An 18,892-nucleotide genomic window follows, 5' to 3' on the forward strand; every position below is an offset into this window, starting at 1 on the left:
GCGAAGCTTTCCATCGGGGGCAATTCATAATTCAACAATTGTCGGGTGCACGCGCCAGATCGCGGTGTTGCACAAGTATAATCTCGCGCCATGAACCTGCTCAGAACCCTCGCTGCCATCTCCAGCATGACCATGCTGTCGCGCGTCACCGGCCTGCTGCGCGAAAGCCTGTTCGCGCGCGCCTTCGGCGCCTCGGCCTACACCGACGCCTTCATCGTCGCGTTCCGCCTGCCCAACCTGTTGCGCCGGCTGTTCGCGGAAGGCGCGTTCGCCCAGGCCTTCGTGCCGATATTGTCCGAATATAAAACCCAGCACGGCGACGGGGCCACCAAGACCCTGGTCGACCACGTCGCCACCTCGCTGGTGTGGGCCACCGTGCTCACCAGTATCGTCGGCATCGTCGCCGCCCCGCTCCTGATCGTCGCCATCGCCGGCGACCTGCGCGAGACGCCCGGCGCCTACGACGCCTCGGTGGTCATGACGCGCATGATGTTCCCCTACATCGCCTGCATGTCCTTCGTGGCCCTGGCCGGCGGCATCCTGAATACCTGGCGCCAGTTCAAGATTCCGGCCTTCACGCCGGTGCTGCTGAACCTGTCGTTCATCTTCGCCTCGCTGGTGCTGGTCAATTACCTCGAGCAGCCGATCTATGCGATGGCGATCGCGGTCTGCGTCGGCGGCATCCTGCAGGTGGCGATCCAGATCCCGTCGCTGGTAAAGATCGGCATGCTGCCGCGCATCTCGATGAATCCCCTGTCCGGCCTGCGCGACGCCGGCGTGCGGCGCATGCTCAAGAAGATGGGCCCGGCCGTGTTCGCCGTGTCGGCGGCGCAGATCAGCCTGCTCATCAATACCGGCATCGCCGCCAGCCTGGCCGCCGGCGCCGTCTCCGCGCTGCAGTACGCCGACCGCCTGATGGAATTCCCGACCGCGATGCTCGGCGTGGCGCTCGGCACCATCCTGCTGCCCAGCCTGTCGAAGGCGAACGCCGAAGGCAATACCGGGGAATATGCCGCCCTGCTGAACTGGGGCCTGCGCCTGACCTTCCTGCTGGCGCTGCCGGCGGCGGTGGGCATGGCGACGCTGGCGGTGCCGATGATCGCCACCCTGTTCCACTACGGTAAGTTCGACGATGCGGCGCTGGTCAATTCCTCGATGCCTTTGATGGCCTACAGCGCCGGCCTGCTCGGCATCATCCTGGTCAAGATCCTGGCGCCGGCCTTCTATGCGCGCCAGGACGTCAAGACGCCGGTGCGCATCGCGGTGCTGGTGCTGGTCGCGACGCAATTGATGAACCTGGTCTTCGTGCCGCTGCTGGGCGTGGCGGGCCTGGCGCTGTCGATCGGCCTGGGCGCCTGCATCAACGCCACCTGCCTGTACGTCGGCCTGCGCCGGCGCGGCATCTATGTGCCGCAGCCGGGCTGGCTGGCGTTCTTCGTCAGGCTGGCGCTGGGCGTGGCGGCGCTGGGCGCGGTGTGCTGGTTCGGCCAGGCGCAGTTCGACTGGGCGGCGATGAAGGCGACGCCAATGCTGCGCATCGGCGCGCTGTTCGGCATCATCGCGGCGGCGGCGCTCGCCTACTTCGCCGTGCTGGCGCTGCTGGGCTTCCGGCCGCGCGACTTCCGGCGCCGCGCCGTGTAATCAATGCACCGGCGTCGTGGCGCCGTCCGCGGCCGGCTCCGGCTCCGGCTCGGGCGCCGGCGCTTCCTGCGCTTCTTCTTTCGGCGCTTCCTTCGGTTCTTCAGGTTCCGGCGTCTCCGGCTCTGGCGCCGCCGGCGGCTCTTCGACCGGCTGCGCCGGCGGTGGCGGCACGGTCGGCGGTGCGACTGGCTGCGCCTGCGCCGGCGCCGGACCGGCCGGCGCCAGGCTGCGTTCGCTGGCGGTGAAGCGCCACTGCGAGATCTTTTCCTTGCCGTCCAGGCCACGGAAGCGGCTGTCGAAATTCGCGATCTTCAGCGGCTGCGCTTCGGACAGGCTGTGGATGGCGACGATGCCATTCTGGCCGCCGCCCAGGTACTCGATGCCCCACTCGGCCTTGCCGGTGAGCGGATCGACGAATACCTTGCGCAGGTGGCGCCGCACGCCGGGAAAGCGCGGATCTTTCAATAATTCCTTGATCGACGGCGGATACGGCGTGGCGCCGCGCGGCGTGGCGGCGGCGTAGCTATCCAATGCCGCGCTGTAGGCGGCGCCAATCTCCAGCAATTCTTCCTCGGCCGCGGCGCGTTGCAGGAGCGAGCCGACTTTCAGCGTGGCCGCGCCGACCAGGCCGACGATGGCGACGAAGATGATCAGGCCGAGATAGGTGAAACCGGCCTGGCGGACGGGCCTGGCTACCACTCCAGGAACGGCCGGCCGCGCCGGTCGTTGCCGGGCGCGCCGCTGCGCACGTTGGCCACGGCGCCCTGCTCGCCCTCCTGCGGCATCTCGACGATCCAGGTCTCGCGGCTTTCCGCGATCGGGTCGAGCGGAATCTCGCGCAGGTATTTTTTCTCGACCAGCTGCTCCAGCGAGTCCGGATAGCGCCCGGTGTCGGAGCGGTACTGGTCGATCACGGCGCGCGTGCTGCGCAGGTTATCCATCAGGATGGTCTCCTTGGCGCTGTCCACGCTCGGGAAGAACCTCGGCACGGCCAGCGTCAGCAACAGCGCGACGATGCCCAGCACCACCAGCAGCTCGATCAGCGTGAAGCCGCGCCTTTTCATGATGTTCACCATTTGTTGTAGGGGATGCCGTTCAGGCCAATCCGTTCGGAGCGCGAAAACACGTCGTACACGTCGTCGCCTTCGCGCGGTTCGTCCGGTTCGCTGGCGTAGCTGCGCTTGCCCCAGGTTTCGGCATCGGTCAGTTCGGCATCGGGATTGAACGGGTCGCGCGGAATGCGGCGCAGGAAGTAGATCTTCGCTTCCTTCGGGCTGCGCAGGTCGGGCGCGCCTTCCACCAGCAATTCGAGGCGCGCCGGATAGCCGCTGGCGCCGGCCGCCTTGGCCACCCTGCCCTCGTCGCCGGCCTTTTTATAGGCGTCCAGGCCATTGCGGATCTCGCGCAGCGCGCGCCGCAACTCCTGCTCGTCGCGCCGCTGCACCGTGACCTCGGCCACCGGCAGCACCAGGGTCCCCAGCAGCGCCAGGATCGCCAGCGTGACCAGCAGTTCGATCAGGGTGAAGCCGCGGGTTTTCATCGCGTCGGCGGCGGCGGCGTGACACCGGGCGGATAGGCCACCGGCTGGATCTCGATTTCCTGCGTCGCCGGTTCAGGCGCCGGCGCCGGCGTGAGCGGCGCCGACGGCGGCGGGCCCGATTGCGGCGAACCCAGTTGCGGCGTCACCGGCAGCGCCGATGGCGGCACCGAGACCGCGGCGCCAGGCACCGGCGCCGCTACTGGCGCCGGCGCCGCCGTGCCGACCGTCACCGTCACCGGCTGGCCCGGCTCCACCGTGCGCGCGGTCGGCACGATCACCCGCACCGCATTGTCCGGACGCCGGCGGAAGCTGGCCTCGGTGCCGGCGCCGAACTCGGACGCGGTCGCCGGCGGGCGCTGCACCGCGCGCACGATGCGCGGCGTGATCGACAGCACGATCTCGGTGCGGTCGCTCTGGTCGCGCGTGTTGCCGAACAGGCGCCCCACCACCGGCAGGTCGCCCACGCCCGGCACCTTGCTGCCGCTGGTGCGGTCTTCGTTGCTGATCAGGCCCGCCAGCACCTGGTTCTCGCCATCCTTCAGCTGCAGCAGCGTGGTGGCCGAACGGGTGCCGATGCGGTAGGCCACGCTGCCATTGCTGGTGGTGATCGACTCGCCCAGGTTGCTGACCTCGAGCGAGATGCGGATCGCCACCTCGTTGTTCAGGTAGATGGTCGGCTCCACGTTCAGGGTCAGGCCGACGTCGATGTAGTTGACGTTCTCGGAGGCGAAGCCGCCGATCCCCGACGACACCGTGGCCGAGATGTTCGGGATCTTGTCGCCGATGACGACCTTGGCCTTTTCCTTGTTGCGCACGCGGATGCGCGGGTTGGCCAGGGTGCTGGTGTCGCCGTCGGTCTTGTTGGCGGCCACGGTGGCGCCGATCGGGCCCACCGTGATGTTGCTGCTGTTGAAGGTGCGCAGGTCGTCGATCGTCAGGCGCGCGCCGCTGGTGCTTTGCAGCGGCGAGAACGACAGCGCGGTGGGCCAGGCGATGCCGAGGTCCATCACGCTGTTGCGCTTGATCTCGAGCACCTCGACGTCGAGCATGACCTCGGGCTCGGGCACGTCCTGCAGCGCCACCAGCTGGGTGGCGATGCGGATCGCTTCCGGATTGTCGCGCAGGATCACCAGGTTCAGCTTCTCGTCCACCACCACGTCGCGCGCCTTGAGGATGGTCTTGAAGGTGTTGGCGATGCTCTTGGCTTCGGCATTGGCCAGGAAGAAGGTCTTGACCGTCATCTCCTGGTACTCGCGCAGCTTGGCCGCCACGTTCGGGTAGATCAGGATGGTGTTGCCGTCCATGACCTGGCGTTCCAGGCCGTTGGTCATCAACAGGTAGTAGACCGCCGCTTCCACCGTGCTGTTCTTCAGGAAGATCGAGGTGCGTCCGTCGGCCTTGACGTCCTTGTCGAACACGAAGTTCAGGCCCGAGTGGCGCGCGATGATCTCGAACACCTGCTTGAGCGGTGCGTCGCGGAACTCGAGGCTGATCGGCTTGCGGTAGGCCGCCGCCAGCGTCCCCTCGGCGCCGGGACGCGCCGCCGTCTTTTCGTCGACCTGCAGCATCAGCTGGCGCGCCGCCTCGTGCGCCGGGCGCTCGGTCAGCAGCGCCGCCAATATCTGGCGCGCGCCGTCCAGGTCGTCCTTGTCGAAGGCGGCGCGCGCCTGCTGCAGCATGGCCCCATGGCGGCGGTCGGCCTCCACCTGGCGAAGGCCGGCGCGCGCGCGGTCGTTGCCGGGGTCGATCGCCAGCACGCGCCGGTAATCCTCGGCCGCGGCGTCCGCCTGGCCGGCCGCAAGGCGGCCGTCCGCCGCCTCGATCAGGCGTCGTGTGGCGCCGTCGCGCGCGCGCAGGTAGGCGGCGCGGTACACCGGGTTGCCCGGCTCGGCGGCCACCGCCTCCTGGTACTTGGCCAGGCCGGCCGCGACCTGGTCCTGCGCCACCAGCGCATTGCCGTCCTGGTAGGCGCGCTGCGCGGCGCAGCCGGCCAGCAGCAATGGAAACAACGGCGGCAACAACGCCAGCGCCAACCCATGAATCCGGGAACGAACCATCACTCGAATACTCCAATATTGATCTGCTGGACCTGCTCAAGCGGCAGGTAGGTCAGGGTCATGACCGGCGGACGGATCGCGTCGACCCGGTAGGTGCCGTCGATCGTGGTCTTGTCGCGCACCAGGTAAGTGCGGTCGCCGCGCGCCAGGTACACCTCCCAGGCGCCGTCCTGCAGCGACTTGCCGATGAAGGTGAACGGCAGCGGCGGCGCAGTCGGGGGCGGCGGCGGTGGCGGCGGTTCGTTCGATGGCGGCGGTGGCGGCGGGGCCCAGTCCTGGCGCGCGAACAGCGCGTTGTCGGCGGCGCCGAAGCGGTCATCGCCGCCGATCAGGGTCTCGCGCGGCAGCAGGCGCAGGATTGCGGTGTCGCTCGCCGCGTTCGATGGTGTTGATGCAGTCGATGCCGCAGGCGCGGCGGCGCGCGCCGGCGCCTGGGCCGCGCGCTCGACCGGCTCGGCCACCGTATCTTCGGGCGTGTTGTCGCCGAAGACCACCAGTCCGGCGGCCAGCAGCAGCGCCGCACCCATGGCGATATGGCGCGGCTTCATCGCGGCGCTCCCGATGCCGGGGCCAGGTAGAAGGTCAGGCGCAGGCGCGCCTCGACGCCGGCGTCGCCGATGGCGTCGCGCCGGAACGCGACATCGTCCAGCGAGGCATGCGGCATGGCGCGCAGCACGTCGAGGGCGAAGCCGAGGATGGCGCCGTAGCTGCCCTTCACCGGCAGGTTGACCTGGTAGGTGCTCAGCCTCGCGTTGCGATCGTTGGCGCTGCGGTATTCGCCCTGCGCCAGCGTCAGGCCGTGCTTGGCGGCCAGCGCGAACACCTCCTTCAACTGGCGCTCGACGCCGCGCCGGTCGCCCAGCGTGGCATGGAAGTGCTGCAGGTTCTGGTCGCTGCTGGGCGGCGGCGCGGCCACTGGCGCGGCGACCGGCGCCGGCATGCGCGCCAGGCGCCGCGCCTGTTCGTATTCCTGGTCGAGCCGCTCGCGCGCCGGCAGCAGCGCCAGCTGGGCGCCGATGCCGGCCGCCACCAGCGCCACCGCCAGCGCCACGACCGGATTGATGCGCCCGAGCCGCAGGCGCGCGCGCAACAGCAGGCCGGCCAAGGTCATGGAACGCTTCATGGCGCGCTCCATTCGGCGCTGATCTGGAACCGCAGCGGGCGGTTCGGATCCTGTTCCATCACTTCGTGGCGCGTCAGCACCACGCTGCTGAAGCCCTCCTCGGCCTGCATGCGGCCGACGTAGGCCAGCATGTCGTCGCTGCTCCTGGCTTCGGCGGTGATGCGCAGCTGGCGCCGTTTGGCATCCGGCTCCAGCGCCAGCAACGCCACCGAGGCCGGCGTGGCCACGGCCACCGCTTCGGCCAGGTCGCGCCACGGCAGGTTCAATTGCATCACGGCGGCATTCACGGCGCCGGCCTGGGCCGGGGTGATCGCGATCTTCGGCGCCGCCACCTTGTCTTCCACGACGGCCAGCGGCGCCTGGCTGCGCGCCGCCAGCGCGGCCTGCAGCGCCTCCAGTTCCGCCTTCTGTTCGGCATAGCGGTCGGCTTGCACCAGCGCCGCGCCCAGCAGCGTGACGATGGCCGGCACCACGAACACCAGGTGCGGCGGGGTGCGGAACAGCGTGCGGCGCAGGCTCGGCGGCGCGAAGTCGATGCGGGTGCGCCTCATGCCGCGCTCCCGCTGCGCGCCAGGCGCGCCAGTTCCGACCAGCCGTCATCCAGCGTTTCAAGCAGGCTGCAGGCGAAGTTCAGCCGCCCCGGGCTGCTGGCCCAGGCGGCGGGGGCCGCGCCGCACAGCTGCAGGCGCTCCGGCCGCGCCACCCCGACCCGCAAGGCTTCGCGGCCGACGTGGGCTTCGAGCCAGTCGCGGTCGGCGCCCGCCGGGATCACGGCGGTGCGCACCGCGGCCAATGAACGGCCCTGGTAGGCGGCCAGGGTCAGCACGCCGCCCGCGACCTGGCCGAACCAGGCGCCGGGCCGGCGCTCGCGCCGCCACTGGTTCAGGGCCGCGACGAATTGCGGCGCCACTTCGACCAGGTGGAAGCGGTGTTCATTGGCGGCCGCCGTCAGCTGGTCCAGCAGCACGCGCGGCGCGGCGGCGGCCAGGAACGGGCGGTCGGCATCCCAGTCGGCGCTGATGCGCCAGTCCGCCGGGCTGGCGCCGAACAGGTGCTGGAAGCGCAGCGCGGCCGCCGCTTCCAGGTCGGCCGGACGGGTGGCGCCCGGCGGCGGCGTCACCTGCCACAGGCGCAGCAGCTCGTCGGCCAGCACCACCGTCACCGGCCAGCCGGCCAGCGGGATGTCGGAGAACAGCATGCGCAGGCCCGGCGCCAGCGCGTCGGGCGCGAACAGGTCGAGCGGCTGCTCGCTGAGCGCCAGCGGCGCGCTGCCGAACAGGCGGCCGACCTTGACCAGCGCCAGGCCGTTGGGGGCGACGCCGATGCGCAGCGACTGCCCAAGACGTTTCACATTCATCCTACGCATGCAGGGTCACCCGCTTGATTTCGTCGAGGGTGGTGGCGCCGCGCCGTACCAGGTCGAGCGCCGCCAGGCGCAGGCTGCGGGTGCCGTTGGCGTGGGCCGCGGCCTTGATGCGGCGGATCGGCTGCTTGTCGACGATCAGTTCGCGGATCTCGTCGTTCAGGGTGAGGATTTCGGCGATCGAGCGCCGTCCTTTGTAGCCGGTGCCGCGGCAGTCGCCGCAGCCGGCGCCGCGCATGAACACGTATTCCTGCGCCTCGACGGGGTCGAGGTGCACCGAGGCGAGTTCCTGCGTCGTCGGGGTGTAGCGCTCGGCGCAGCGCGGGCAGTTGGTGCGGATCAGGCGCTGGGCCCAGATGCCGTTCAGCGCCGACACGAAGGCATACGGGTCGATCCCCATGTGGGTGAAGCGCCCGAACACGTCGAACACGTTGTTGGCGTGGACCGTGGTGAGCACCAGGTGGCCGGTCAGCGCCGACTGCACCGCGATCTCGGCGGTCTCGCGGTCGCGGATCTCGCCCACCATGATCTTGTCGGGGTCATGGCGCAGGATCGAGCGCAGGCCCTTGGCGAAGGTCAGCCCCTTCTTTTCGTTGACCGGGATCTGCAGGATCCCGGGCAGCTGGTATTCCACCGGGTCTTCGATGGTGATGATCTTTTCGCGCCCATTGTGGATCTCGGTCAGCGCCGCGTACAAGGTGGTGGTCTTGCCGGAACCCGTGGGACCGGTCACCAGCAGCATGCCATAGGCTTCCTGGGCCAGCTGGCGCAGCGTCACCAGGGAAGGCGCGTCGAAGCCCAGCGCCTCCAGCGTGAGCGAGCCGTAGGCCTCGATCATGGCGCGCTTGTCGAGGATACGGATCACCGCGTCTTCGCCGTGGATGCTGGGCATGATCGAGACCCGCAGGTCGATCTCGCGCCCGGCCGCCTCGACCCGGAAGCTGCCGTCCTGCGGCACCCGGCGTTCGGCGATATCGAGTTCGGCCAGCACCTTGATGCGCGAGATGATGTGCTCCGCCAGTTCGATCCCGCCCACGGTGGTGGCGTGATCGAGCACGCCGTCGATACGGTACTTGACGGCCAGACCGCCGGCGGTGCTTTCCAGGTGAATGTCCGAGGCCCCGGCCTTGAGCGCGTCGTACAGGGTCGAGTTGACCACCTTGACCGCCGGGCTGCCGCTTTCCGACACCGAAGCGAACGACAGCACGGCGGCGGTCTTGCCGTCGCGCCGGGCGTCGCCGGCGCCGCCGACCAGCGAATCGACGGCGCGCGCCGACTCTTCCTGCTTCGACAGATAGGCCTGGATATCGGACTGCAGCGCCAGGCACAGCGCCAGCGGGCGGCTGGCGCTGGCGCGCGCCTGGCTTTCCAGCCAGGTCTGCAGGTCGAGGTCGAACGGATCGGCCACCACCCCGCTCAGGCGGCCGTCGGCATGGCGCAGCAGCACGCAGTGGCGCGACAGGGCCTGGGCCAGCGGCAGCAGGTCGAACGCCGGGCTCAGGCCCAGCATGTCGCCGGTTTCCATCACCGCCAGGTCGAACGGCGCCGCCAGCGCGCGCACCAGAGCGCGCGCTTCGCGCCCGGTGATCGCTTCCAGCTCGGCCACCAGGCCGCGCCGCGTATTGGCCGCCAGCGCGCGGGCGCGCGCCAGCAAGGCCGGGTCCAGCGGCTCCACCATCGGCAGTTCGACTTCTGCGTTCACGACATGTCTCCGGCCAGATCGAAGATCGGCATATATAACAGGACCACGATCGCGCCCACCACCAGCCCGATGCCGGCCATCAGCAGCGGCTCGAAGGTGCGCGTGAAGCGGTCGATCCAGCGCCCGATCTCGCCGTCATAGAAGGCGGCCGACTGGGTCAGCATCGGCCCCATCTCGCCGGTGCGCTCGCCCACGCGCAGCATGCGCAGCGAGATCGGCGTGGTGAGACCGTTGGCTTCGAAGGCGTTCGACAGCGGCTGGCCCGACTCGATGGCGGCGCGCGCCGCCTGCAGGCCCTTCTTGACCGTGCCGGACACCATCGGCTGCACCGTCTCGATGGCGCCGACGATGGTGATCCCGCCTTCGGTCAGCATGCCCAGCGTCAGGTACAGGCGCGAAAGCTCATAGATGCGGGCGCGTTCGCCGATGCCGGGCAGCTTCGCCAGCAGGCGTGCCACGCCGCCGTTTTTCAGCAGATGGCGCACGCCCGCGACCGCGCCGGCCAGCAGCGCCAGCGCGGCGATGCCGATCGCGCCGCCGTGGCTGGAGGCGAACTGGCCCCAGTCCAGCAGCAGCTGCGACATCCACGGCAGGCTGCGCCCGGCGCCGTGATACACCTCGGCGAATTTCGGCACCACGTAGCCGACCAGGAAGCCGCTCACGCCGCCGCCCACCATCAGCAGGATCACCGGATAGATCGAGGCGCTGACGATTTTGGAACGCACGGTGTCGATGCGCTGCTGGTAATCGATGTAGCGCGCCAGCGCGCGCGGCAGGTCGCTGGTGCCTTCGGCGGCGCGCACGATGCCGACGTACAGCGGCGGGAACAGGTCCGGCTGCGCACCCAGCACGGTGGAGAAGCGCTTGCCTTCGCGCAGGCCGCCGAGCAGACGCTCGAGCACGCCGCGTGGCCCCGGCGCGCTTTCCTTTTCCAGCAGCGCTTCCAGTGCCTCGACGATGCCCAGGCCGGCGTTGAGCAGCGCCAGCAGTTCCTGGCTGAACAGCACCAGATTGAGTTTCGGACCGCGCGCGCGGGTCAGCTGCAGGCCCTTGCCACGCGCCGGCTCGACCGCGCTGACGAACAGGCCGCGCGCCTCGACCTGGCGCCGTGCGTCGAGGGCGTCGGCGGCGTCGACGACCTCGTTCGAGATCGACATGTCGGGCGCAAGGGTGCGAACGGCGAACTGCATGAGAGGCCCGTCGTGGATGCTGTGGAGCGTGGAATGAAGACCGAAAAACGCTTATTGCGAAGAGATGTCCGCGTTGTCGCCGGTGCCGCCCGGCTGGCCGTCCTTGCCGAGCGAGACGATCTCGTACTCGCCGCGGCTGCCAGGGGAGCGGTACTGGTAGGCGTTGCCCCAGGGGTCGAGCGGCACGCCCTTCTTCAGGTAGGGACCGTTCCATTTGGCGCCGGCGCTGGGCGGCGCCGCCATCAGGGCGTTCAGGCCCTCTTCGGCGTTCGGATAGCGGCCGACGTCGAGGCGGTAGGTGTCGAGCGACTTGTCGAAGGCTTCGATCTGCGCCCTGGCGACGGTGACTTCGGACTTGCCCAGCTGCGAGAAATACTTGGGACCGACATACGCCGCCAGCAGGCCGATGATGACGATCACCACCAGCAGTTCCAGCAGCGTGAAGCCCGCGCGGCGGCGCCGTACGACACCTGCGACGCCCCGATTCGTAGCACAAACCATCAACCGACTCCTAAGTTGCATGCGTGTTGCCTGCGTGTTGCTTGCGTGAAAAGCTTTGCCGATCAAGGCTACCACGCAGCTCGGCCGGTCGACAACTCTTCTTTGCAAAAAACCATGGTTCACCAAGGGTGGAAATGATGATTTATTACAGGTCACAATTATTCCCAAAAAGCAATGGTGCAAATTACATACGCGTGAAATTTGCTTCCAACAGGCATGTTTTCATAGGGAAAACCAAATTTAATCAATGCATACTGCGAAAACTCAAAATTGTCTTTGTTAAACTTTTTTACACTTTTCTTATTTCCATTGATATATTTCTTTTCAACCTGAGCACATCAGGTGCCAAAGCGCTGTGCCCCGCCGTACCCAGGCGAGAGAGAAATCCAACATAAAGGCAGATCATGATCCGGAAATCGCACGTGGCATTACCCCTCGGCAGTACCCTCACCAAAATCCTCGGCGCCACCCTCGCCTCCGCCGTCCTCGCGGCGCCGGCGCAGGCCGGCGTCATCGGCTTCGAGACCGGCTACGGCATGGCCTTCGGCAGCGGCGAAACCTATAGCGAAGCCGGTTTCAACCTGCTGTTCGAAGCCTACGATTTCGAAGCCGTCGGCAGCGCCGTGGGGTCGATCATCGACGGCGCCGATCCGTTCGCGTGCGTGGACATGGCCTGCCCGGTCGGCAATGACAGCTACTACTACGGCGCGTTCAACGACAGCATCATCTACGTCACCTCGCAGACTGCCGGCCAGCGCTTCAACGTGAATTCCTTCGACGCCAGCTTCATCGGCGCCAATGCCAGCCTCGGCGGCTATCCCGTCGTTTCCGGCCTGCTGTTCATCCAGGGCCTGCTGGCCGACGGGACCAGTACCAGCGTCCGCTACAACCTCCTGGGCCCCACCGCCAATGGCTTTACGTTCAACAGCTATGTGACACCGAGCGCATTCTCCAGCCTGGACTTTGTCCAGATCGCCATCTACGGCATGGCGTGCGACGCTGCCGGCTCTTGCAGCGCGTTCAACACCAACCAGGGCCAGTTCGGCATCGACAACCTGGAACTGACCGCGGTGCCGGAACCGGCCAGCGCGCTGATCTTCGGCCTCGGCCTGGCCGGCCTGGTCGCCGGTGCGCGCCGCCGCAAGGCGTGATGCGCCGCGCAACAACGACAACAAGAACGCTCCAGAGAACCGAAGAGGAATCACTTCATGAAACTCCGTCCACTTTCCGCAGCCCTGCTGCTCGCACTGTCCAGCATGACGCTGGCAGTCCAGGCCGACGATGTGCGTCGTCCTTACGTGGTGCAACTGGCCGACAAGCCGATCGCCTCGTACGACGGCACGGTCACCGGCCTGGTCGCGACCCAGCCGCGCGCCGGCCAGCGCCTCGACCTGACAACCCAGAGCGTGCAGCTGTATAACGGCTACCTCGACCAGAAGAAGGCCGCGGTGCGCGCATCCGTCGGCAACGCGCCGGTGCTGCACGAATACAGCGTGGTGCTGAACGGCTTCACCGCCCTGCTGACCGATGCCGAAGTGCGCACCCTGATCGGGCGCAGCGACGTGGTCGCGGTGACCCCGGACACCCCGCGCACCCTGACCACCACCTATACCCACTCGTTCCTGGGCCTGGACAAGCCGGACGGCCTGTGGGCCCAGCTCGGCGGACGCACCAAGGCCGGCGAAGACATCATCATCGGCATCGTCGATGGCGGCGTGTGGCCGGAACACCTGTCCTACGCCGACCGCGTCGACGGCAACGGCAAGCCGACCTTCGACAACGACGCCTCGGTGGCCTACCCTGCGCCGCCATCGCGCTGGAAGGGCGACTGCCAGACCGGCAACGGCTTCACCACCGCCAACTGCAACAACAAGCTGATCGGCGCCCAGTACTTCGACGCCAGCTTCAAGTCCAGCGGCCGCGTGCCGCACTGGACCGAATTCACCGGTTCGCCGCGCGACTCGATCGGCGGCACCACCGGCGAAGGCGGCCACGGCACCCACACCTCGACCACCGCCGGCGGCAATGCCGGGGTCGACGTGATCATGTCGGGCGTGAACGTCGGCGCCATGTCGGGCGTCGCCCCGCGCGCGCGCATCGCCTCGTATAAAGTATGCTGGACCTATAACGACGCGGCCGAGGCCGACGGCATGCGCAACGGCTGCTTCACCGGCGACAGCGTGGCCGCGATCGAAAAGGCGGTCACCGATGGCGTGCACGTGATCAACTTCTCGATCAGCGGCGGCACCTCGATCACCGATCCGGTCGAGCAAGCCTTCTTCAACGCCACCAACGCCGGCGTGCTGGCGGTGGCCTCGGCCGGCAACGACGGCCCGGGCAACCAGGTGGCCCACATCAGCCCGTGGGACGCCACCATCGGCGCCTCGACCCACAACCGCGAACTGCAGGCCGACATCGTGCTGGGCAATGGCCAGCGCTTCACCGGCGCGTCGATGAACGCCGCCGCGCTGCCGAACGCACAGCTGATCCTGGCCGAAGCAGCCGGCCTGCCGGGCGCCGATCCGGCCAAGGTGGCACTGTGCTACAGCGCCAACGAAAACGGCGGCCAGGCCGTGCTCGATCCGGCCAAGGTCGAGGGCAAGATCGTGGTCTGCACGCGCGGCACCAACGCCCGCGTCGACAAGAGCCTGGCCGTGAAACTGGCCGGCGGCGTCGGCATGATCCAGGTCGACAACGGCGCCGGCCTGGTGGCCGAAGTGCACTCGGTGCCGACCGTCCACGTCACCGCGGCCCAGGGCGCCCAGATCCGCGCCTACGTCAACGCCAACGCCGGCGCCACGGCCTCGATGACCAAGTTCGTGGTCGGCACCTCATCCACCCCGGCCCCGGTGATGGCCAACTTCTCCTCGCGCGGCCCGAACCGCTTCGACGCCAACGTGATGAAGCCGGACATGACCGCGCCGGGCGTGGACATCATCGCCGGGGTGTCGCCGGACCTGACCCGCGCCCAGCAGGAAGACCTGATCAACGGCACCCTGGTGCCGGACGTCGCCTTCGCCTCCTACCAGGGCACCTCGATGTCGGCCCCGCACGTCACCGGCCTGGCCGCCCTGCTGCGCCAGGAGCATCCGAGCTGGACCCCGGCGATGATCAAGTCGGCGATGATGACCACCGCCACCGACACCTACGCCGACGCGCTCACCGGCGACATCCGCGGCCAGCTGCCGTTTGCCCAGGGCGCCGGCCACATCAACCCGAACCGCGCCGTCGATCCGGGCCTGGTGTACGACATCACCCCGAGCGAGTTCCGCAAGTACATGTGCGGCGCCGGCATGACCGCCCAGTGCGCGGGCGGCCAGATCGCCGGCTACGAGCTGAACCTGCCGTCGATCGCGCTCGGCAACGTGCTCGGCACCGCCAGCGTGACCCGTACCGTGACCAACGTCGGCGCCTCCGACGCGACCTACCGCGTCAGCACCCGGATGGACGGCTTCGGCATCCAGGTCAGCCCGTCGACGCTGACCATCCCGGCCGGCGGCAGCGCCTCGTACACCGTCACCCTGACCCGCGGCAACGCTGCCGAAAATGTCTGGAAATACGGTTCGCTGACCTGGTCCGACGGCACCCACTCGGTGCGCAGCCCGATCGTGGCGCGTTCCGGCAAGCCGATCGTGGCCCCGGCCTTCATGTCGAGCGACAAGGCCAGCGGCAGCAAGCCGATGAGCATCACCACCGGCTTCGGCGGCAAGATGAGCGCCACCGTCGGCGGCCTGAAGGAAATCGTGCGCACCGCGTCCACCATCAATCCGGCCCCGGCGGGCACCATCACCACCGTCGAGACCATGCGCGCAGCCTGCGTGGCCGGCGCAGCGGGCGTGAACGTGGTGCCGGTCACCTTCACCAGCGCCACCATGGCGGCCCAGTTCGAGACCTTCAACCGCGACACTTCGGGCGAAGGCCGCGACGACCTCGACATGGTGCTGGTCAATTCGGCCGGCCAGCTGGTGACTTACTCGGCCAATGACGGCTCGGACGAGTGGATCACGCTGGCGGCCCCGGCCCCGGGCAACTACCGCCTGTGCGTGATCGGCTACACCACCGCCAACAACCGGCCGGCCACTTACGGTTTCCACTCGGCGGTCGTGAACACCTCGGACAAGGGCGGCAACTTCAAGGCGCTGGTCCCGGCCAAGGTCTACGCCGGCGGCAAGGCGACCATTCCGGTCAGCTGGGCCGGCCTGGCCAGCAACAAGCGCTTCCTGGGTGCGGTGCGCCTGCTGGACAACACGGGCGCGATCGGTTCCACCACCGTGGTGCAGGTCGAAACCAACCAGCCGATTCCGGTTGCCGAGCGCGGTCAGCGCGCCAAGGCGAAGGACACCGGTATTTGAGGAAAACGGGAACGGGGCCGCAGGCCCCTGTCTTGAACGGACTGCGCGCTTCGGCGCGCAGTTTTTTTTGGTGGCTGCCGTGTATTGAAGACCGGCCGCTCAGGCCGATGGCGACGCGCCGCCCGGCTGGCAGGTGCCGGACACGCATACCGCACCCGGATCGGGACGGTGGATGCAGATCGACATTTCGCCGCTGCTCTTGATCTGCGCCTGGCGCTCGGCCTTGAAGCGTTCGGCCGTGGCCAGCAGTTCGCGCTCGTTCGTTTTAAGCGTCGACCACGGCAGGTATTCCTGCGGGCCGCCGCAGGCCAGCGCGCCTACCGGCAGCGAGCGGCACTGGCTGTTGTCGCTGCAGCTCGGGGTGCCGATCAGGCGCCGGATGTCGTCTACCGTGGAGCCCGAGGCGGCGATGACCGGCGCAGCTGCCGGTTGCGGTGAGGTGGGATCCTGCGCCTGGGTAGTGCAGGCGGCGCAGCCGAACAGGAGGATAAGGACGAGTTTTTTCATGCGCCCATCTTCGCGCGCACGCACAGTGTGGTCAAGCGAATCACATCTTGCCATTCCGAATATCCAGTCGGCTATGGCAAGCAACTCGGCTGTAGCTGGGACGCCACACTGTCACACTCACCCCAACATTATTTCACATCGCACTCAAAAGTTTCCGTGCGGATATAAACGGAAAAGTCCATTAACGCGCGGCAACTCCGCGTAATTGACAGACTACTGTTCCGTATTCTATGTTCGCAAATGTAATAAATTGACGCACGGAAAGCATTCCTTACTACAATAAGCCTCATTGCAGCAGAGCACTTATTGAGTCGAGTTCACCGTGAAAAACCAGATCCTCTCCACCGTTTCCGCCGTCGCCCTCACCGTTCTCCTTACCGCTTGCGGTGGCCAGCAAGACTATCAGGCTGGCCAGACCGTTGCCAGCACCTCGGCCGGCGCCATCGCCGCCAGCCCGGTCCAGACCGGCGCCGATGCCGTCGCTGCACCAGCCGGCGCAGCGGGCGCCGTGGTCGGCAACGCCTCGGCGCCGGCCGCCACCGTGGTCGCCGCCAACATGCCGCAGCCGGACTGCGCACCGGAAGGCTGCAACAGCCTGCGCATCATCGACGGCAATGCCGAAGCCTGGCGCATCGACGCCGCGCGCCGCGCCGCCCTCGAAGCGCGCCTCTGATTCTTTCCGGCGCCGTTACAGCAGGCGCAGCGCCAGACAGCGCGCCACCGCGTGCGCGCGGTTGCCGACGCCCAGCACGCGGTAGACCCGCTGCAGATGGTTCTTGACGGTCAGCGCGCTGATCCCCAGTTGCAACGCCACCTCTTCGTTGGTGCGGCCGTCGCGGATCCTTTCCAGGATCGCCCGCTCGCGCGCGGACAGGGCCCGTGCCGGGACCGCGGTGGCCGCTGCCGCCAGCGTCGCCGGCGCGGGCAGCCGCAACAAGGCCAGGTGCAGGTAGGGCAGCAGCAATTGCAGGAAATAACCGTGCCGCGCTTCCGGACGCGAAGGCATGCCGAGCAGCACGAACACACCGGCGGGCCCGGCCAGCGGCACGCAGCCGTGCACCAGCGCATGCTCGCACCCGCCTGAACGCAAGAGCGCAGCGTACGCCGTCGCCCCATCCCCCTCCTCCCCATCCAGCACCAGCGGCGCCGGCGGTCCCGCGCGCCAGGCCTGCGCCAGTGCCGGCGCCAGCTCCTGCGTCAGCCGCTCGAGCGCAGCCGCATCCAGCACCGCCCGGTGCAGGCACTCGACCCGCAGCACGCGGCCGCTCCCGTCCAGGCCGATGCACAGCAGTACGTCGTGCGGCAGCAATGCCTGCAACGGGCCCTGCGCCCACAGGAACAATTGACGGCGGTCGAGCAGCGCCATGCCCGACTCGATCGTGCGCAGCAGGTATTCCTGCTCGGCCCGGGTGAGGATGGTCATGCGCGCGCCTGGGCAGCGGCGGCGAAGCGGTAGCCGGCCCCGCGCACGGTCTGGATGTGGGCGTGGCGTCCGCTCGGCAGCAAGGCCTGGCGCAGGCGGCCGACGTGGGCGTCGACGGTACGCTCGTCCAGCACCGCATGGCGACCCCAGACCCGGTCCAGCAGTTGCGGCCGGCTATGGACCCGTTCCGGGTGCCGCATCAGGAATTCGAGCAGGCGGAATTCGACCGCGCCGAGCGCGATCTGGCGCGCGCCGGCGCTGACCCGGCGCGTGCCCGGATCGACGTGCAGGCCGGCCAGCTCGATCGCCTCGCCCGCGGGTGGCGCCAGGCGGCGCAGCACGGCCCCAGTGCGTGCCAGCAGTTCGCGCGGGCTGAACGGTTTGGTGACGTAGTCGTCGGCGCCGGACTCGAGCGCCAGCACCTTGTCCGGCTCGGCGGCGCGCGCGGTCAGCATGATGATCGGCAGCGCGCGCGTGCGCGGACAGCCGCGCAGCCGGCGCAGCAGCGCTTCGCCGCTCTGCCCGCTCAATTCCCATTCGAGCAACAGCAGGTCGGGCAGGCGGACTTGAATCAGGGCCAGCGCCGATTCGGCGTCGGCACAGCAATCGACGAGGTGGCCTGCATGGCCGAAGTTCTGCGCCAGCAGTTGCTGGGTGGAGAGGTCAGGATCGACCACGAGGACCTGGGCTGGCATGGGATCGCTGTTGGCGTAATGTCTGCGAGACAATACTCCAACTATGCCGCATGCTTCAACGCTTGATAAATATCATTTCCTTAATAACTTCAGACGATTTTCATATAAATAACGCCACACCGGGCTTGCGCCCGATGTGGCTTCGATCGGTAGGAAACCGGCGGATCAGCCGCGCTGCTGCAGGCGGCGGGTGGCGCCAAGCAGGACCAGGCCGGTAGCGACCAGCAGCCAGTCGCGCGGCTCCGGCACTTCGGCCGCCGGCAGCTCGGCCACCGACACCAAACCAGGGGCCAGCACGTCGATCGTGGCCGGGGCGTTGGCTACCACGTCGATCGCCAGCAGGTGCGCATCCGCGCCCAGGTAGTTGAAGTCCATGTCGAGCAGCGCCAGGCTCAGCGTGGTACCGATCAGCTCGTACTCGGTCTCGAAGCTGACGTCAAAGCTGAGCAGGCCGCCGAAGCGCACCATCTGGTCGAAGACGTTGTAACCGGTGCGATTGCCCATCACCACCCCGCTGGCGATGTTGCCGACGACATCCCCCTCGGGAATCGGTTCGCCGAAGAAATCGCCACTGAAGTTGCTGATGCGGGCGAAGGTGGGATTCGGCGTCTCGGGTCCCAGGAACATCAGGTCGAGCAGGCCGCTGGTCCCGGCCAGCGAGCTGGTATCGATCGAGACGCTGTACACGGGACCGGCCATCGCGGCAGGCGCGCCGACGGCAATCGACAGCGCCAGCAGCGCGCGCAGGAACAGGTTTTTGATATTGAACATGCTGGTCATCCTATAAACGAAGCTGGC

19 protein-coding genes are annotated in these 18,892 nt (G+C 68.1%); 4 read left to right on the forward strand and 15 right to left on the reverse strand.

What is annotated here, in order from left to right; all coding sequences use genetic code 11:
- The first annotated feature begins 90 nt into the window (after nucleotides 1–90).
- Nucleotides 91–1,641, forward strand: a complete 1,551-nt coding sequence (gene murJ, locus QPK27_RS06010; RefSeq protein ID WP_290417299.1) for a murein biosynthesis integral membrane protein MurJ — start codon at nucleotides 91–93, stop codon at nucleotides 1,639–1,641.
- Here the strand turns inward: murJ and QPK27_RS06015 are convergent, their stop codons facing one another.
- Genes QPK27_RS06015 through gspG form a run of 11 tightly spaced genes read right to left on the reverse strand, consistent with a single transcriptional unit; the run spans nucleotide 1,642 to nucleotide 11,117 of the window.
- Nucleotides 1,642–2,340, reverse strand: coding sequence for a type II secretion system protein (locus QPK27_RS06015; RefSeq protein WP_290417300.1), 699 nt, complete (start codon nucleotides 2,338–2,340; stop codon nucleotides 1,642–1,644).
- Nucleotides 2,334–2,705, reverse strand: a complete 372-nt coding sequence (locus tag QPK27_RS06020; RefSeq protein ID WP_374047019.1) for a type II secretion system protein — start codon at nucleotides 2,703–2,705, stop codon at nucleotides 2,334–2,336. The genes QPK27_RS06015 and QPK27_RS06020 overlap by 7 nt, the downstream gene beginning before the upstream one ends.
- Before the next feature lie 5 nt (nucleotides 2,706–2,710).
- Nucleotides 2,711–3,181 (reverse strand): type II secretion system protein, encoded by a 471-nt coding sequence (locus QPK27_RS06025; RefSeq protein WP_290417302.1) that lies wholly within the window; start codon nucleotides 3,179–3,181, stop codon nucleotides 2,711–2,713.
- Complete coding sequence (locus QPK27_RS06030; RefSeq protein ID WP_290417462.1) at nucleotides 3,178–5,238, reverse strand: secretin N-terminal domain-containing protein; 2,061 nt, start codon at nucleotides 5,236–5,238, stop codon at nucleotides 3,178–3,180. Before QPK27_RS06030 ends, QPK27_RS06025 begins: the two co-directional genes overlap by 4 nt.
- Complete coding sequence (locus tag QPK27_RS06035) at nucleotides 5,238–5,786, reverse strand: hypothetical protein (protein ID WP_290417303.1); 549 nt, start codon at nucleotides 5,784–5,786, stop codon at nucleotides 5,238–5,240. Before QPK27_RS06035 ends, QPK27_RS06030 begins: the two co-directional genes overlap by 1 nt.
- Nucleotides 5,783–6,361: a hypothetical protein gene (locus tag QPK27_RS06040; RefSeq protein WP_290417304.1), complete on the reverse strand. Its 579-nt coding sequence runs from the start codon at nucleotides 6,359–6,361 to the stop codon at nucleotides 5,783–5,785. The genes QPK27_RS06035 and QPK27_RS06040 overlap by 4 nt, the downstream gene beginning before the upstream one ends.
- Nucleotides 6,358–6,912, reverse strand: coding sequence for a PilN domain-containing protein (locus QPK27_RS06045; protein ID WP_290417305.1), 555 nt, complete (start codon nucleotides 6,910–6,912; stop codon nucleotides 6,358–6,360). The genes QPK27_RS06040 and QPK27_RS06045 overlap by 4 nt, the downstream gene beginning before the upstream one ends.
- Nucleotides 6,909–7,712, reverse strand: coding sequence for a hypothetical protein (locus QPK27_RS06050; RefSeq protein ID WP_374047020.1), 804 nt, complete (start codon nucleotides 7,710–7,712; stop codon nucleotides 6,909–6,911). The genes QPK27_RS06045 and QPK27_RS06050 overlap by 4 nt, the downstream gene beginning before the upstream one ends.
- Before the next feature lie 7 nt (nucleotides 7,713–7,719).
- Nucleotides 7,720–9,402, reverse strand: a complete 1,683-nt coding sequence (locus tag QPK27_RS06055; RefSeq protein ID WP_290417463.1) for a GspE/PulE family protein — start codon at nucleotides 9,400–9,402, stop codon at nucleotides 7,720–7,722.
- Nucleotides 9,403–9,422: 20 nt separating this feature from the next.
- Nucleotides 9,423–10,616, reverse strand: coding sequence for a type II secretion system F family protein (locus tag QPK27_RS06060; protein ID WP_290417307.1), 1,194 nt, complete (start codon nucleotides 10,614–10,616; stop codon nucleotides 9,423–9,425).
- Between the two features lie 51 nt (nucleotides 10,617–10,667).
- Nucleotides 10,668–11,117, reverse strand: a complete 450-nt coding sequence (gspG, locus tag QPK27_RS06065) for a type II secretion system major pseudopilin GspG (RefSeq protein WP_290417308.1) — start codon at nucleotides 11,115–11,117, stop codon at nucleotides 10,668–10,670.
- 422 nt (nucleotides 11,118–11,539) lie between these two features.
- Between gspG and QPK27_RS06070 the strand changes: the two genes are divergently transcribed.
- On the forward strand, nucleotides 11,540–12,268 hold the full coding sequence (locus QPK27_RS06070) for an NF038120 family PEP-CTERM protein (protein ID WP_290417309.1): 729 nt from the start codon (nucleotides 11,540–11,542) through the stop codon (nucleotides 12,266–12,268).
- Between the two features lie 57 nt (nucleotides 12,269–12,325).
- Nucleotides 12,326–15,469, forward strand: coding sequence for a S8 family serine peptidase (locus QPK27_RS06075; RefSeq protein WP_290417310.1), 3,144 nt, complete (start codon nucleotides 12,326–12,328; stop codon nucleotides 15,467–15,469).
- Nucleotides 15,470–15,568: 99 nt separating this feature from the next.
- On the opposite strand, the gene QPK27_RS06080 is transcribed toward QPK27_RS06075, so the two are convergent.
- Complete coding sequence (locus tag QPK27_RS06080) at nucleotides 15,569–15,976, reverse strand: hypothetical protein (RefSeq protein WP_290417311.1); 408 nt, start codon at nucleotides 15,974–15,976, stop codon at nucleotides 15,569–15,571.
- Between the two features lie 322 nt (nucleotides 15,977–16,298).
- On the opposite strand from QPK27_RS06080, the gene QPK27_RS06085 reads away from it, so the two are divergent.
- Nucleotides 16,299–16,649, forward strand: a complete 351-nt coding sequence (locus QPK27_RS06085; protein WP_290417312.1) for a hypothetical protein — start codon at nucleotides 16,299–16,301, stop codon at nucleotides 16,647–16,649.
- Between the two features lie 15 nt (nucleotides 16,650–16,664).
- Here QPK27_RS06085 and QPK27_RS06090 read toward each other — a convergent pair whose 3' ends face one another.
- The 3 genes from QPK27_RS06090 to QPK27_RS06100 form a co-directional block, all read right to left on the reverse strand.
- Entirely contained in the window at nucleotides 16,665–17,399 is a 735-nt protein-coding gene (locus tag QPK27_RS06090; RefSeq protein WP_290417313.1) for a LuxR C-terminal-related transcriptional regulator, read from the reverse strand.
- A complete protein-coding gene (locus QPK27_RS06095) occupies nucleotides 17,396–18,094 on the reverse strand; it encodes a winged helix-turn-helix domain-containing protein (protein ID WP_290417314.1) in 699 nt (232 codons plus the stop codon). The genes QPK27_RS06090 and QPK27_RS06095 overlap by 4 nt, the downstream gene beginning before the upstream one ends.
- A 165-nt stretch (nucleotides 18,095–18,259) precedes the next feature.
- Nucleotides 18,260–18,865 carry an NF038129 family PEP-CTERM protein gene (locus tag QPK27_RS06100; protein ID WP_290417315.1) on the reverse strand — a complete coding sequence of 202 codons (606 nt, stop codon included), beginning with the start codon at nucleotides 18,863–18,865 and terminating at the stop codon, nucleotides 18,260–18,262.
- Nucleotides 18,866–18,892 lie beyond the last annotated feature (27 nt).

This window comes from Massilia sp. YIM B02443 (genome assembly GCF_030411955.1).
GTDB lineage: Bacteria > Pseudomonadota > Gammaproteobacteria > Burkholderiales > Burkholderiaceae_D > Telluria.